Consider the following 17,665-nt stretch of genomic DNA (forward strand, 5'->3'; position numbering starts at 1 on the left):
GTCGGTACCCCGGTATCGGGTACCTGCTCCACCTCCTACTGCCACAGCGACGGCAAAGGGACCATGAAGAGCGTAACCTGGACCGGTTCCACCGCGCTCGACTGTAAGTCCTGCCACGGTTCCGACGCCACCCCGGCCTTCGCTTCCATCGCGGGCGAGCCGAACTACTCCAACGCCGGCGCCGACCAGCTGCGCGCCAACAGCCACGATAACCACGTGGCCTCGGCCGCCGACTGCGCGAGCTGCCACGCCGACACCACCGTGAACGGCACCAGCATCAAGGCGGGCGGCTTCCACACCAACAACACCCGCGACCTGAAAGCCGGCAACGGCAAGAGCTTCACCCTGGTCGGCAACTCCTGCTCCGCGGTATCCTGCCACAGCGGCAACGGTATCGTGGCCAACGTGCCCGACGTGAAATGGGGCGCGTCGCTTGGCTGCAACGGCTGCCACGGCGATTCCGAGACCCTGACCACCAACGCCCACGCCAAGCACGTGAACACCAAGGGCTATGCCTGCGACACCTGCCACGCTTCCACCGTTTCGGGCAGCTCCAGCTTCGCCAACAAGGCGCTGCACGGCGACGCGACCGTCGAGGTTGCCGGCGCCCAGGTCGTCACCTGGACCTCCAACAACAAGACCTGCGCCACCTCCTGCCACCTCTCGGCAACCCCGCAGTGGAACAACACGGCATCCGGCGCCTGCGGTACCTGCCATACCGCGCTCTCCAACACCACCGGCGGCCTGATCAGCTCCAACGCGCACGCGCAGCACTTCAGCGCGGCGTACGGCCCGAAATTCAACTCCACCCTGGCCACCTCCTGCTCGAACTGCCACACCTCGAACACTGCGGTGACCCACGTCGACGGCACGCTGAACCTGGCTGCCGGCATGAACAAGATCGGCACCTGCTCCACCTGCCACAAGCAGAGCACCAACTGGACCACCGGGCGCGTCACCTGCGAAAGCTGCCATAGCACCGCAGGGGGCCAGCTCTCCGTCATCGGCGGCATCACCGCTCCCGACAAGACCCTGGCAGCCACCAAGGGCCACGGCAAGGCCGGCATCGCCCAGGCCTGCGCCGCCTGCCACGACAGCAGCTCCGCTCACATCAGCGGCGTGCTCGGCGACAACAAGCGTCTTCTCGGCGTGATGGTCGGCGCCACCAACCTCGAGTGCGACTACTGCCATACCAACGCCGCCAAGGTCACCGGCAACAAGCTCAACGTGAAGGCCCACCAGGCTTCCGGCCTGGGCGCCAAGTGCGCGGACTGCCACAACGCGCACGGTACCGCCAACAGCATGATGGTCAACACCACCATCAACGGCACCGCCGTCAGCTTCACCGGCAACAACACCTTCGCCAACGGCGCGCAGACCGGCGTCTGCCAGGTCTGCCACACCAGCACCCAGTACTTCACCAAGGCCGGTCTGCCGGCACAGGACCACGTGGCCTCGACCACGGACTGCACCACCTGCCACGTGCACAACCCGGCCACCGGCCTCGCGTTCGTGCCCAACGGCGGTTGCGACGCCTGCCACGGCTACCCGCCGGCACCGCGCAAGACCCTCAACGCCATCACCTTCGGCGTGCAGGGGAACTGGTCCTCGGCCCGCTTCGAAGACTACTCCGGCGGCGGCGGTGCCCACATCCTCGTGGCGCACATCAAGAAGGACGCCAAGCCGAGCGAGGGTTGGGCTAACTGCCTCCCCTGCCACAAGGGGAGCGATGCTACCCACGCCCGTGCCCTGCCCATCAGGACCCACGTGGAAAGCGTCTCCGTCCAGATCGACCCGCAGTACCGCTTCTCCGACGACGCCCTCGCCACCTACACCAGCGCGACGCTGGTTTCCGGCGGGACCAACAAGTCGGGCAGCTGCTTCAACGTGAGCTGCCACTTCAGGCCGAGCGCGAAGTGGAGCACCGAAAGGTAGTAAGCAGTAAAAGAAGCTTTATCGGGATGTAAAAAACCCCGGCGGGGGGTGCATTCCCCCCCGCCGGGTCGTTAAATGCAATGGCACTACGGTCAGGTGTTTTGAGATAAAGGAGTGGAAATGAGGGGCTACCGCAGACTCGGATGGTACAACCCACGAGTGATAGCTTTGCTGATGACGATGGCAGTTGCGCTCTTCGCTGGCACCAAGGCCGAGGCCGTACCGCAGTATGACTACGGTTGCGACGCCTGCCACACCATGCCTCCTCTTGATTCAGCCAATGGGCGGCGCATTCCCGCCACGGGCGCATTCAAGGGCAACCATGGCAGCCATGCCGACAGTAACGCCCAATCGTGCGTCAAGTGCCACGGCTCCGGCGTGCTCGTGTACCAAAACGGCCACCGTACCGCTGACATCAAGGTCTCCGGGAACATCAACGGTTCCGCGACGGGCAGCTACAGCCGTGCCTTCGTGAACCAGACCTCGGTGCCCCCGAATCCGCTGGGATCCTGCTCCAACGTGAACTGTCACTTCGAGCGCACCAGCCCGACCTGGGGGAGCGCTGCGTTTGCCAGCCCGGCGGACTGCAACAGCTGCCACGGCGCCTCGATGACCGCTGGACACCCGGTTTCCGGCTCCAAGCACGGCACCTACTACGGCACCGGCACCGGCGCCTGCGTAAAATGCCACTCCGACCACAGCGCCGAGGCTGCACCGTTTGCGCATGCCACCAGCGTGACCCACCGCGGCATCGCACTCAATTTCACCGCGGCACCCAACAACGGCGGGAGCTACTCCGGCCCGACCAACGATTTTCTCCCGAGCCAGACCAATACCTTTGGAACTTGCTCGGGCACCTATTGCCACAGCGACGGTACCACCAAGACCGGTCCCTTCACGGTGACCACCGCCCCCTCCTGGGGGAGCGCGACCCTGGGCTGCAACGGCTGCCACGGTGGTCCGGCGTCCCTGGGGACCAAGGTCCTCGCTACCGGCAAGCACCAGGCCCACATCAACAACGGCGGGACCCTGGGCAGCAACTACGGCTGCGCCGACTGCCACGGCAAGACCGCTGCCAGCGACTCCGCCATCGGCACCATCGCGAACCACGTCAACACCTTCGTCGAGTACTCCGGCGCCAAGGCCGGCAAAAACTACTCCGCAGGTACCTGCTCCACCAGCTACTGCCACACCTCCGGCAAGAAGGGCGTCACCGGCATGGCCTCGACGGTTGAGCCGGCAGCACCCTCCTGGAACGGCGCGGCCATGGTCTGCAACGGCTGCCACGGCGCACAGCAGACCCCCACCGCAGGGGTCGCCTTCAATTCGGTTGCAGGCGAGCCTAACTACGTCTCCGGCACCGCAGGTTCCGCGACCGCCAACTCCCACGACAAGCACGTGGGCGCGGCAGGGGCCGCCACCTGCGCCAACTGCCACTCGAAGACCACCGCTAACGGCACCGCGCTGGTCGCCGGCGGGCAGCACATCGACGGCTTCATCAACTTCACCTCGGGCAACGGCAAGACCTTCGGCAAGCAGGCCAACAAGACCTGCTCCGACATCTCCTGCCACTCCGGCAACGGCATCGTCGCCAACGTCGGCAACGCCCAGTGGGGCGGCACGCTGAACTGTAACGGCTGCCACGGCGGCCCGATCGCCCTCGGCAGCAACGTCATCGGCAGCGGCAAGCATACCCAGCACGTGAACCAGGCGGGCGTGATCGGTGACAACATGACCTGCGTCGACTGCCACGCCAAGACGGTCTCGAGCGACTCCGTGATCTCGGACAGCTCGAAGCACATGAACAACTTCGTCGACTACTCCGGCGCCAAGGCCGGCAGAAGCACCACCTACAGCGCCGGTACCTGCTCCTCCACCTACTGCCACACCTCGGGCAAGAAGGGGCAGAGCGGCATGGTGGCCACCGTCGAGCCGGGGAACCCGTCCTGGAGCGGCGCGGCACTGGGCTGCAACGGCTGCCACGGCGCGCAGCAGACCCCGACCGCGGGTGTCGCCTTCAACTCGGTCGCGGGCGAGCCGAACTACGTCTCCGGCACCGCCGGTTCCAGCAACGCCAACTCGCACCAGAAGCACGTGGGCACCGCCGGCGCCACCACCTGCGTCAGCTGCCACTCGAAGACCACCAGCAACGGCACCAGCATCGTGGCGGGTGGCCAGCACCTGGACCGCTTCAACAACTACAGCGCGGGCGGCGGCAAGACCTTCGGCAAGGTTGCCAACAAGACCTGCTCCGACATCTCCTGCCACTCCGGTAACGGCATCGTCGCCAACGTGGCCAACGCCCAGTGGGGCGCGACCCTCAACTGCAACGGCTGCCACGGCGGCCCGACCGCGCTGGGGAGCAACATCCTCAACACCGGCAAGCACCCCGCCCACGTGAACCAGGCCGGCGTGCTGGGCGACAACTACGGCTGCGTCGAGTGCCACTCGAAGACCGTGTCCAGCGACTCAGTCGTCTCCGACAGCAGCAAGCACCTGAACTTCTTCATCGACTACTCCGGTGCCAAGGCCGGCAGGAGCACCACCTACTCGGGCGGCACCTGCTCCTCCACCTACTGCCACACCTCGGGCAAGAAGGGGCTCTCCGGCATGGTGGCCACCGTCGAGCCGGGGAGCCCGTCCTGGAGCGGCGCGGCCATGGGCTGCAACGGCTGCCACGGCGTACAGACTCTGCCGACCGCCGGTGTCGCCTTCAACGCGGTTGCAGGCGAGCCGAACTACGTCTCCGGCGCCGCCGGGTCCAATAACGCGAACTCGCACCAGAAGCACGTGGGCGCGGCGGGTGCTTCCACCTGCGCCAACTGCCACTCGAAGACCACCGCCAACGGCACCACGCTCGTTGCCGGCGGCCAGCACGCCGACCGCTTCATCAACTACACCTCCGGCAACGGCACGACCTTCGGCAAGGTGGTCAACAAGAGCTGCTCCAACATCTCCTGCCACTCCGGCAACGGCATCGTCACCAACGTGGCCAACGCCCAGTGGGGCGCAACGCTTAACTGTAACGGCTGCCACGGCGGCCCGGTGGCCCTCGGAAGCAACATCCTCAATACCGGCAAGCACACCGCTCACGTGAACCAGGCCGGCGTCATCGGCGACAACATTGGGTGCGTCGAGTGCCACGCGAAGACGGTCTCCAGCGACTCCTTGGTCTCCGACACCACCAAGCACCTGAACGCCTTCCTCGACTACTCGGGCGCCAAGGCGGGCAAGAGCAGCACCTACGTCTCCGGCACCTGCTCCGCCACCTACTGCCACACTTCCGGCAAGAAAGGCGTCACCGGCATGGCGGCGACCGTTGAACCGGCCAACCCGTCCTGGAGCGGCGCGGCCATGGGCTGCACTGGCTGCCACGGCGCACAGCTGACTCCGACCGCAGGCGTCGCCTTCAACTCGGTCGCGGGCGAGCCGAACTACGTCTCCGGCACCGCAGGTTCCGGCAACGCCAACTCGCACCTCAAGCACGTAGGGGCCGCTGGCGCCACCACTTGCGCCAACTGCCACTCGAAGACCACCACCAACGGCACCAGCATCGTGGCGGGCGGCCAGCACATGGACCGCTTCAACAACTACACCGCGGGTAACGGCAAGACCTTCGGCAAGGTTGCCAACAAGACCTGCTCCAACATCTCCTGCCACTCCGGCAACGGCATCGTCACCAACGTCGGCGATGCCCAGTGGGGCGCGACCCTTGGCTGTAACGGCTGCCACGGCGGCCCGACCGCCTTGGGGAGCAACATCCTCAACACCGGCAAGCACACCGCCCACGTGAACCAGGCCAACATCCTCGGCACCAACCTTGGTTGTGTCGAGTGTCACTCCAAGACCGTTTCCAGCGACTCGGGAGTCTCCGACAGCACCAAGCACTTGAACGCCTTTGCCGACTACTCCGGCGCCAAGGCGGGCAAAAGCAGCACCTACGCGGGCGGCACCTGCTCCGCCAGCTACTGCCATACCTCGGGCAAGAAGGGGCAGACCGGCATGGTCGCCACCGTCGAGCCGGCAGCTCCTTCCTGGAGTGGCGCGGGCATGGGCTGCAACGGCTGCCACGGCGCGCAAACCCTGCCGACCGCCGGCGTCGCCTTCAACTCGGTGGCGGGCGAGCCGAACTACGTCTCCGGCGCCGCCGGCTCTAACAATGCAAACTCGCACCAGAAGCACGTTGGTGCGGCAGGGGCTTCCACCTGCGCCACCTGCCACTCCAAGACCACGGCTGACGGAACTACCCTCATCGCGAACAACCAGCACCTGGACCGCCTGAGCAACTACACCTCCGCCAACGGCAAGTTCGGCAAGGTGACCAACAAGACCTGCTCCAACATCACCTGCCACTCCGGCAACGGCATCGTCGCCAGCGTCGCCAACGCGCAGTGGGGCGCGACGCTTTCCTGTAACGGCTGCCACGGCGGCCCGGCGTCGCTGGTGAGCAACATCATCGCCACCGGCAAGCACACGGCCCACGTGAACCAGGCGGGCGTCATCGGCGACAACATCGGCTGCGCCGCCTGCCACTCGAAGACGGTTTCCAGCGATTCCGTGGTCTCCGACTCCACCAAGCACCTGAACGCCTTCGTGGACTACTCCGGCGTCCAGGCAGGCAGGAGCACCACTTACGTTTCCGGTTCCTGCTCCGCCACCTACTGCCACACCTCCGGCAAGAAGGGCTTCACCGGCATGGTGGCGACTGTCGAGCCGGCGGCTCCGTCCTGGAGCGGGTCGGCCATGGGCTGCACCGGCTGCCACGGCGCACAGGTACTGCCGACCGCCGGCATCGAGTTCAACTCGGTCGCGGGCGAGCCGAACTACATCTCCGGCGCAGCCGGTTCCGACAACGCCAACTCCCACAAGAAACACGTCGGGGCAAGCGGGGCCGCTACCTGCGTTTACTGCCACTCCAAGACCACGACCACCGGCAGCACCATCGTGGCGGGTGGGCAGCACATCAACGCCTTCAACAACTACACCGCCGGCGGCGGCAAGATCTTCGGCAAGCAGGCCGCCAAGACCTGCTCCAACATCTCCTGCCATAGCGGTAACGGCATCGTGGCCGGCGTGCCGAGCGCACAATGGGGTGCGACCCTCGGTTGCAACGGCTGCCACGGCGGCCCGGTCGCCTTGGTAAGCAACGTCCTCGTTACCGGCAAGCACACCGCGCACATCAACAACGCGAGCATGGGCGGCAACTACGGCTGCGCCGACTGCCACGCCAAGACGGTCTCCAGCGACAGCCAGATCATCGACACCGTCAAGCACGGCAACACCTTCGTCGACTACTCCGGCGTGAGGGCGGGCAAGAGCAGCACCTACGTTTCCGGCACCTGCTCCGCCACCTACTGCCACACCTCCGGCAAGAAGAGCCAGACCGGCATGGTGGCCACCGTCGAGCCGGGGAACCCGTCCTGGAGCGGCGCGGCCCTGGGCTGCAACGGCTGCCACGGCGCCCAGCTCACCCCGACCGCCGGTGTCGCCTTCAACTCCGTGGCCGGCGAGCCTAACTACGTAAGCGGCGCCGCCGGTTCCGCCAGCGCCAACTCGCACCAGAAGCACGTGAAGGCAGTCGGCGCCACCACCTGCGTGCTCTGCCACAGCGGGACCGTCGACGCCACCGGCACCCAGATCATCGGCAACCACACCAACAAGGTGGCTGACGTCCTGGCCGGCGGCACCGCGAGCTTCGGCTACCCGGGCGGCAAGACCTGCTCCAACGTATCCTGCCACGCCGGCACCGGCTACACCGCCACCAACGCCGTGTGGGGCGCGACGCTGGATTGCAAAGGGTGCCACGCCACCCTGTCCGGCGCGCACACCCGCCACGTCGGCACCGCCTGGGGCACCCTGCCGTTCTACAACTACACGGCCAACCTCTCCACCGGCTCCGATACCGACGGCGTCACCTGGAAGGCCTACGGTTTCGGCTGCGCCAACTGCCACCCGGTCACCCTGGCCAACCACATGAACGGGACCGTCGAGGTGGAACTGAACACCGTCACGGGTGCCAGCACGCTGAGGAAGAAGAACACGGTGTCGGGCCTGGTCGGCAGCACCGGTACCGGCACGGTGGCCTGCTCCAACGTTTACTGCCATGCGGATACCACGACCCCTCAGTGGAACCAGACCTACACCGCGGCCACCCGCTGCTCGGGCTGCCACGAAAACGCCCCGAGCACCGACTCGCACGCGGCGCACGCGGTGGGCATCCACTACGACGACATCTTCAGCGGCACCAGCGGCCTGCTCCCTGCTGCCGGTGCGGTGGGTGTCAACGCCGGCCACGGCGACCCGGCACAGTCGACCACCATCGGCTGCAACATCTGCCACTACACCACGGTCAGCTTCGCCAGGAACAAGTACAATAGCTCCTGCTCCACGGCGGCCTGCCACGGCAACACCACCGGCAACAACACCGACGCCCTCGGCGCCTCCAGGATCACCAACCTGGCAAACCACGTCAACGGCAAGAACGACATCGCCTTCGTGCCGACGACCTACATGAAGTCCAAGGCCCAGGTCACCGACGCGGTGTTCGTCTCCTACACCGGCGGCATCGCCGGCTGGAACAAGACCCGCACCTACAAGCAAGGTGCATCGAGCTACGACACCTCGAAGAACTACCTCACGGTCGGCTCTTATGCCTCCGGCAGCTGCTCCAACATCTCCTGCCACAACGGCGTGACCGTACACTGGACCAACGACTTCGGCGGGGCACGCGATTGCACCATGTGCCATCTCAACCTGTAACCACGGTCCTCCCGGGCTCCGGCCCGGGAGAGGCTTTGAATTCCGATACACAACGGCAAAAAACGATGGGGAAGAGCTCACTATGAAAAAAGCAGTTGCAGAAGCAGGAATCCACCCGGAGGAATGTTCGGAACTGGCAGCTGTCCAGTCGCAGGAAGGGATCATCGGGAACGTGAGGGGGCGTGTGCGCATGAACCTGGTCGCGTCGCTGGTGATGGTCCTGCTGTTCACCGGATTCTTTGCCACTTCTTACTTCCTGCCTAACGCCGACGCCTGGCCCAGCAAGTTCGACTCCTGCAGCTCCTGCCACTCGCAGGTAGACCCGGACGCGACCATCACCACCGCGATCAACGGCGCCGTTGGCACCTCGGTTACTGTGGCGCCGGGTGGGAGCTTTGAAGTGGACTGGAAGGTGACCAAAGTGACCAACGCCGCGGGGGGGCAGGTCGGTGTCGGCGTCGAGATCGCCCTGCCGACCGGCTGGACTCTCGCCAAAGGCACCGTGAACTCTCCCGCGATCTCCGGCTGGAACGCGGTGTGGGATGCCGCCGACGGCGTACCCGCCGGCTGGGCCACCGCGAACTCCTACAGTACAGCGACCGAGTACCCGAGCAGCCCGGTCGGCTACACCATCAGTTACGACACCACCGCCTGGGACACTGGGAGCCGGAACGCGGCCTACGACAACGCCACAGCAGGCAAGGACCTAGACGGCATCGCCGACAACATGGGTGCCGACGCCATCGTGACGGTTCCGGCCGGCACCGCTGCGGGCACCTACACCATAGTGGTGCTCGGCGTAGGCCACGATACCTCGAAGTCACATGTTGAGCAGGCCATCACGGTCACGGTATCATCCGGCGGGGGTGGCGACACGACCAAGCCGGTGGTTTCCGCCGGGTTTGCCGCCACCACCCCCTCTCTCTCCAAGGTCATCCCGGTTTCCGGCTTCGCCGCCACCGACAACACCGGCGTCACCGGCTACATCATCACCACCAGCTCCACCGCTCCGCTTTCCGGCGCAGCAGGCTGGACCGCTTCGGCCCCGACCAGCTACACGGTTGCCGCCGACGGCAGCTACACCCTGTACCCCTGGGCCAAGGACGCAGCCGGCAACGTCTCCGCCGTGTACGCCTCCCCGGTGGCCGTCTTCGTCGACTCCACCAAGCCGGTGGTCTCGGCGGGCTTTGCTGCCACCACCCCGTCGCTGTCCCGCACCATCACCGTCTCCGGGTTCGCAGCCACCGACGCCAACAGCGTGACCGGCTACATGATCACCACCAGCTCCACGGCGCCGCTGGCCGGTGACGCTGGGTGGCTGGGCACGGCACCCACCAACTACACGGTCGCCTCCGACGGCAGCTTCACCCTGTATCCCTGGGCCAAGGACACTTACGGCAACGTCTCCGCGGTGTACGGCTCTCCGGTCGCTGTCGTCGTCGACACGGTGAAGCCGACGGTGTCGAGCACGGTGCCGGTGAACGGCGCCACCGGGACCACCCTCAACGGTGCGGTGACCCTGAACTTCAGCGAGAACGTGAACTGCACCACGGTGACCACCAGTACGGTAACAATCTCCCCGGCGGTGACCTGGACCAGGACCAGCTGCTCCGGGACCCAGGCGGTGTTCACCCCGTCCGGGCAGGCCAACTCCACCTCTTACACGGTGACGGTAGGTGCTGCCGTGGCCGATACGGCCGGGAACACGCTGGCCGCCAGCTACCCCTTCAGCTACACCACCTCGGCACCGGCACCGAACAACGCTCCGGGCGTGCCCGCCTCGCTGGTGCAGTACAAGAGCGACGGCACCACGGTGCTGACCAAGGGCCTGTACACCAACCTGACCACCCTGGTCTTCAAAGGGACGGTAACCGACCCGGACAGCGACACGGTGCAACTCGACATCGAACTCGCCGACGTGACCGCCGGCTTCACCGGCACCCCGACCTGCAGCAGCACCCTGGTCGCCAGCGGCAGCACCGCGGCCGCCACCTGCAACGGCATCACCAACGGGCGTTTCAAATGGCAGGCCCGCGCTACCGACAGCAAGGGCGCGAACGGCAGCTGGACGCAATACTAGGAGCGGCACTCGATGGAATTCGATAGCATGAGGATCAAGATGGATAGTTCGAGAGTTCAAAATCGGGCAACAAGGTTCCCTTTACCGTCCAACAGCCTGCTGGCGCTGTTGTTGCTCGGCCTGTTCGTTCTGCTGGCGCTGCCGAGGCCGGATGCCCTGGCGCAGCCAACCAGGAACGCTACCTGCCTTACCGGCAACTGCCACGTCGCCACATCCACGACAGCCAGCCTCGCCTGGGGCATCATCTACAAAGGGGTCAAATACCCGTCCTCGCCTACGGCCTTGACCGTCGAAGCCGGGACCTCCTTCGAGGTGGAATGGATAGCTACCGGGATGACTTATGCTGCAAGCAACACGGGGATGTCCTTCGTGGTAGGTCTCCCTTCGGTCACCCCGACCGCATGGAGCATCAGTAGCGGTACCGCCACCAACGCCGGTATTACCGGCTGGAACACGGTGTGGGACTCCGTGGGTGGCTGGAACTGGCGCACCGGGACAGTCCTTGACACAAGTGCCACCTGGCCCAGTTCACCAATCGGCTACAACATCGACTATTCCGGCTCCCCGCTTTGGGGGGATTCGTCCGGCGCAGCCTATGACGACGGCAGCACCACCACCCCGGGCGACAAGGACGGCGTGGCAGACAAGATGGGAACCGACGTGGTGATCAACGTGCCCGCGAATACCCCAGCGGGTACCTACACCATCAACGTGGCCGGTGTAGGTCACTACTACGCCTCCAAGAACACCAAGGCCAACAAATCCCAGGCGATAACCATCACCGTCACCGCCCAAACTTCGGACACCACCAAACCGGTGGTCTCTGCGGGCTTTGCCGCCACGACCCCGTCGTCCTCCAAGACCATCACGGTTTCCGGCTTTGCAGCCACGGACAACACCGGTGTCACCGGCTACATGATCACCACGAGCGCCACGGCACCGCTTAGCACCGACGCGGGCTGGACCGCCTCGGCGCCCACGAGCTACACGGTTGCCGCCGACGGCAGCTACACCCTGTACCCTTGGGCCAAGGACGCGGCCGGCAACGTCTCCCTCGTATACGCCTCGCCGGTCGCGGTGGTGGTCGATTCAACCAAACCGTTGGTTTCCGCCGGCTTCGCCGCCACCACCCCGGCCACTGCCTGGACCATCCCGGTTTCCGGCTTCGCCGCAACGGATGCCCGCGGCGTGACCGGCTACATGATCACCACCAGCGCCACCGCACCGCTTGCCGGAGCTGCAGGCTGGACCGCCAGCGCGCCGACCAGCTACACGGTCACCGCCGACGGCAGCTACACCCTGTACCCCTGGGCCAAGGACGCAGCGGGCAACGTCTCCGCCGTGTACGCCTCCCCGGTTAGCGTCCTGGTCGATAGCGTGCATCCGAACGTGACCAGCACCGTCCCGACCAGCGGCGCCACCGGCATTACCCCGGACAGCACCGTTACCCTGAACTTCAGTGAGGTGGTGAACTGCGCCACGGTGACCACTACCAGCGTTACCATCTCGCCCGCGGTCACCTGGTCCAGGACTAGCTGCTCCGGAAGCCAGGCCGTCTTCACTCCGACCGGCCAGGCCGGCTCCACCTCTTACACCGTGACCACCGGTACCGGCATCACCGATACCGCCGGCAACGCGATGAACAGCTCCTATCCGTTCAGCTACACCACGTCGGCCCCCATCGTTCGCCCGGACACCGCGATCAGCGCTCCGGCGGCCGCCGCGGTGCTCTCCACCAGCCCGGCCGCCATCACCGGTAGCGCCACTGCGGGAACCAACGCACTCGGCTCGGTGCAGGTTTCCACCAACAACGGCTCCACCTGGAGCGCGGCGACCGGTACCTCGGCTTGGTCCTTCTCCTGGACCCTGCCTGCCGAGGACTATGTCTCCCACACCATTCTGGCCAAGGCCGTTGACAGCGCTTCCAACGAGGACACCACCCCCGCCTCGGTCACCGTGATCGTCGATACCATGGCCCCGGCCGGCCTCACCAATACGGCCCCGGCCAACCTGGCGACCAACCAGGCGCTCACCACTTCGCTCAGTTCCGGTGCCGCCACCGACGCAAATACCAGCTCCGCGGTGCAGTACTTCTTCGAACTGGCCACCGACAGCGGCTTTACCTCCGGCGTGCTGCAAAGCGGCTGGCAGACCACCAGGACCTTCGCACCGACCCTGGTCGGCGGCACCACGTATTACTGGCACGTACGGGCGAAGGACGCCGCCGGCAACACCAGCGCCTACACCACCACCTGGAGCTTCACCACCATCGCTCCGACCGCGCCGAACGCACCATCCGCCAGCCAGTACCAGGCCGACGGCAGCACCGTCATCGCCCAGGCCGGGACCGCGACCAGCACATCGGTTGTGATCAAGTCCACCGTCACTGACGTGAACGGCGACAACGTGACTCTCCAGGTGGAGATGATTACCAACGGCAACGCCTTCGCCGGCGTCGCGAACTGCTCTTCCGTCGCCGTCACCAGCGGCTCGACAGCTTCCGCCGCCTGCTCCGGCCTCACCGACGGACTCTCCTACAAGTGGCGCGCCCGTACCACCGACGGCACCTACAACAGCGCCTGGGTGGACTTCGGCGGCAGCGACCCCGACTTCACCGTCTCGCTCACCAACGCCGCACCGGCCGCGCCGACCGCCCTGGCCCAGTTCCAGGCCGACGGCAGCACGGCCATCGCCTCCGGCGCAGCAGCCACCACCAACGTGGTGGTCATCGGCGCCACCATCGACGGCGGCAACTCCGACCCGGTCCTTCTCGAGGTCGACCTGAACAACGACGGCATCGCCGACTGCGCGAGCCCCTACGTCACCGGTCCGGCCACCGCCAAGGCAACCTGCAACGGTCTCGCCGACGGCTCCTACGACTGGAGGGTGAGGGCCAAGGACGGCAAGGCCGTATCCAGCGCCTGGACCGCCTTCACCGGCACCCCTGACTTCACCGTGGCCACCGGCCTCGACTTCGCGGTCGATACCACCCCGCCGACCGACGGCGGCGCGAGCGCTTCCTCCGGCGACGGCTACATCAGCCTCAGCTGGACCGCGGCGACCGACGCGGGCGCGGGCCTCGACCCCGTTAACAGCTACAAGGTTGTGAAATCGAACGTCTCCACCCCGGCCGACTGCTCCGGGACCGCGCTCTATACCGGCAACGGCACCTCCTACTTCGACACCGCCGTCGTGAACGGCACCACCTACTACTACAGGGTCTGCTCCCTGGACGAGGTCGGTAACCTTTCCGCCGGCGCCACCATCTCCGGCTCCGCCTCGGCCATCGCGTTTCCGGACACCACCATGAGTTCCCCGGCGGCCAACGCCGTGATCACCACCGGCCCGGTATCGATCGCCGGTACCGCGAGTGCGGGCGCCAACCCGCTCGCCTCGGTCCAGGTCTCCACCAACAACGGCAGCACCTGGGCCGCCGCCACCGGCACCGCCTCCTGGTCCTTCTCCTGGGCGCCGTCCAGCGAGGATTACGTGGCGCACATCATCCTCGCCAAGGGTGTGGACTCACTGGGCTACGCCGACGCCACCCCGGCCCAGGTCGCCGTGCGCGTAGATAACGTCGCTCCGGCAGGTTTGAACAACTCGGCACCGGCCAACCTGGCCACCGCCGTGGCGCTTAACGCTTCCCTCACCTCGACCGCCGCCACCGACGGCAACACCTCGGCAGCGGTGCAGTACTTCTTCGAGATCGCCACCAACTCCGGGTTTACCACCGGGGTACAGCAGAGCGTGTGGCAGACCGGCACCACCTTCACCCCGACCCTGGCGCCGGGCACCCAGTACTTCTGGCACGTGAAGGCGAAGGATGCCGCCGGCAATACCACGGCCTACACCACCACCTGGAGCTTCACCTCGGGCGTGGTGGCACCGGAGACCGTCCTTTCCGCACCGACCGCCGGCACCGTCTTCTCGACCTCGCCGGCCGCAATCAGCGGTACCGCGACCGCCGGCACCAACCCGGTCGGCTCGGTACAGGTTTCCGTGAACAACGGCACCTCCTGGAACACCGCAACCGGCACCGGCTCCTGGAGCTACTCCTGGACCCTGCCCGCCGAGGACTACGTAGCCCATACCATCCTGGCGCGCGCGGTGGACAACGCCTCCAACGCCGATCCGACGCCGTCCAGCGTTTCGGTCTACGTCGACACCGTGGCCCCGACCGGCTTCGCGAACTCGTCCCCGGCCAACCTCGCCACCGCGGTGGCAACGACCGCCTCGCTGTCCACCAGCATGGCGACCGACGCCAACACCAGCGCGGCGGTGCAGTACTTCTTTGAGATCGCCACCAACTCCGGCTTCACCACCGGGGTGCAGCAGAGCACCTGGCAAACCGGCCTCTCCTTCGCGCCGATTTTGGCTTACGGGACCACCTACTACTGGCACGTGAGGGCTAAGGACGCTGCCGGCAACATCTCGGCCTACAGCACCACGACGAGCTTCACCACCGCGGCGGCCACCACCATCGTGGCCCAGGGCACCGGCGAGATCAATCTCGCTGTCGCGCCGGGGGCCACCGAGATCGACCTCGATACCTTCACCCTGGCCACCCAGGCGGGGACCGATACCGTAACCGGCATTACCGTGGCGCTCGCCAACGGTACCTGGGCCGGCATCGCATCCATCAACGTAACCGATGACAGTGGCACCACCGTTTACGGCACCGCCAACCCGGGTTCCAACACCGTGGCCATCACCCTGACCACCCCGATCACGGTGACCACGACACCGACCCAGTACGTCCTTGTGATCAATGCCAAGACGGCGACGTCGATGCCGGTACCTCCGGGCGCCAGCTACGCCGTTACCGGCACGGTGACCGCGATCACCTCCAGTAACCCGAAATCCTACGGCGACACCGCCTCGGCCACGGTCACCATCGACAACCTCTCCCCGGCCAACGTCACCGCCGCCGGCGGGGCCGCCGGCATCGCCTCCAACTCGCTGTACTGGACCAGCCCCGCTGACAGCGACTTCGCCGGCATCGTGGTGCTACGCCGCGCCGGCAGCGCCGTCACCGACACCCCGGTGGAGGGCGCGAACTACCTGCAGGACAACATCATCGGCTCCAGCACCGTGGCCTACGCGGGGAGCCTGAACAACTTCATCGACGCGCCGCTTGCCAACGGCACGGTCTACTACTACAAAATCTTCGCCCTGGATTCCCGCGGCAACTACTCGGCAACCGGCGTCGCCGTCGGCCCCTACACCCCGGTACGCACCGCCTGGGCCAACAGCCCGATGCTGCACACCTCCACAACCACCGGTTCCACCAAGTGGAGCGCGAACGGCGGCTGGGGTGAGCCCGGCAAAAAATACGGCGGCTTCACCTGCGCCACCTGCCACAACATGAGTACCGCCAACATCATGCGTATGACCACCAGCGTGGCGACCGGCGACGGCAGCAACTGGGCCACCAACAACAGCCCGACGGTCGCAGTCTCCTACCTGAACCCGGCGACGGACAAGGGTAACGACTCGACGCACACCACCTCCAACCGTATCTGCGAGGTGTGCCACAGCGCGACCAACTTCCACAGGTACAACAACCCGACGGCGAACCACAACGGCACCGTCAACTGCACCCAGTGCCACTCGCACAACGCCGGCTTCAAGGGCTCCGGCGGCAGCTGCCTCTTGTGCCACAACTCTCCGCGTGGCGTGCGCCAGCAGGTCGTGGGCGCGACGCTTGGCTCCACGGGCGACGACTTCGTCCGTCCGTCCAGGCACATCAAGAACACCACCGTCAAGAACGTGGACTGCATCATCTGCCACGCCGAGGGTGACACCACATCCACCGAGACCTCGGTGAAGCAGGTGAGCCTCCATGGCACCAGCGGCGCTCCGATCCTCCTGAGGAACGTTGACAGCCAGGGCAACCCGGGTACTGCGGGCACCAACTACTGGTCCTGGCCGGGACGCCGCGCCGGCGGGACCACCATCACCTCCGCCGACCGCGACAACATGGACCGCTTCTGCGTCAACTGCCACGACTCCGACGGCGCGGCCACCATCACCGTCGATACGGCCGGTACCGGCATCACCACCGGCACCGCGCTGGCCAGGAAGCTGACCCCGTTCAACCCGCTTGACGGCGGCTCGCCGCTCAACGTCAAGTCGCAGTTCAACTCCGGCAACGCTGTGGGCAGCGCCTACGCCAGCCATCACAACCTAAACATCTACACCAAGCGCTACACCGCGACCTACGCCTCCACCTACGCCTCGCGCGGCGGCTGGACCGGCACCTCCAAGGACGGCGTGGCCATGACCTGGGACACCGGCCTGCACTGCTCCGACTGCCACTTGAACGAGAGCAACGCCCACGGCGCCAGGAACTCGACCCGGATGCTGCAGGACAAAAACGGCGCCGATGCCACCACCACCAACGCCAGCGACGGCACCGGTACCTTCGTTTGCTACCGCTGCCACCTGAGCACCGTGTATAACAACACCAACGTCACGGTCACCGGTAAGGCGAGGATCGAGCACAACAGCCTCGACAACGTCCCCTGGACCGTCGGCTCCTACAACGACCATGGCATCATCTGCTTCAACTGCCACATGGGCGGCGGAGTCAACAACATCGGCGGCATCCACGGCAACAACCGCAGCATCACCACGTTGACCCAGGGTACGACCAAGAGCTACCGCTTCATCTACGGCGGCGAGCTCGGCCTGAACATCTCCGAGGCCAACTGGTCCACCACCACGGCCCCTTCGTGCTACACCGCCTCCTCCACCTGGGGCGGAGCCTGCAACAAGCATGACGGCTCCGCGGGCACCGGCAGGATCGGAACCCCGGTCTACGCAAGGCCGCTGCAGTAGTAAGTTAACGGCAGCATAAGCAGCACCCACAGACAGTGCAGGGACTGTGAA

4 protein-coding genes are annotated in these 17,665 nt (G+C 66.1%); all 4 read left to right on the top strand.

From position 1 onward, the window contains the following. Positions 1 to 1,935 (top strand): CxxxxCH/CxxCH domain c-type cytochrome (locus KOL99_RS21075; RefSeq protein ID WP_216512429.1); only part of this gene is annotated, 1,935 nt, incomplete at its 5' end. Between the two features lie 174 nt (positions 1,936 to 2,109). Then, complete coding sequence (locus KOL99_RS21080) at positions 2,110 to 8,694, top strand: CxxxxCH/CxxCH domain c-type cytochrome (RefSeq protein ID WP_216512430.1); 6,585 nt, start codon at positions 2,110 to 2,112, stop codon at positions 8,692 to 8,694. A gap of 82 nt (positions 8,695 to 8,776) precedes the next feature. Continuing rightward, positions 8,777 to 10,774: an Ig-like domain-containing protein gene (locus KOL99_RS21085; RefSeq protein WP_216512431.1), complete on the top strand. Its 1,998-nt coding sequence runs from the start codon at positions 8,777 to 8,779 to the stop codon at positions 10,772 to 10,774. Positions 10,775 to 10,813: 39 nt separating this feature from the next. Next, positions 10,814 to 17,614: an Ig-like domain-containing protein gene (locus KOL99_RS21090; RefSeq protein ID WP_236026544.1), complete on the top strand. Its 6,801-nt coding sequence runs from the start codon at positions 10,814 to 10,816 to the stop codon at positions 17,612 to 17,614. The last annotated feature ends 51 nt before the right edge of the window (positions 17,615 to 17,665 follow it).

Source organism: Geomonas azotofigens, from assembly GCF_018919395.1.
GTDB classification, from domain to species: Bacteria; Desulfobacterota; Desulfuromonadia; order Geobacterales; family Geobacteraceae; genus Geomonas; species Geomonas azotofigens.

Excerpts from the sequence above, each read along its gene's own strand:
- KOL99_RS21080 (WP_216512430.1), top strand. The coding sequence starts at position 2,110 with ATGACGATGGCAGTTGCGCTCTTCGCTGGCACCAAGGCCGAGGCCGTA.
- KOL99_RS21085 (WP_216512431.1), top strand. The coding sequence starts at position 8,777 with ATGAAAAAAGCAGTTGCAGAAGCAGGAATCCACCCGGAGGAATGTTCG.
- KOL99_RS21090 (WP_236026544.1), top strand. The coding sequence starts at position 10,814 with ATGGATAGTTCGAGAGTTCAAAATCGGGCAACAAGGTTCCCTTTACCG.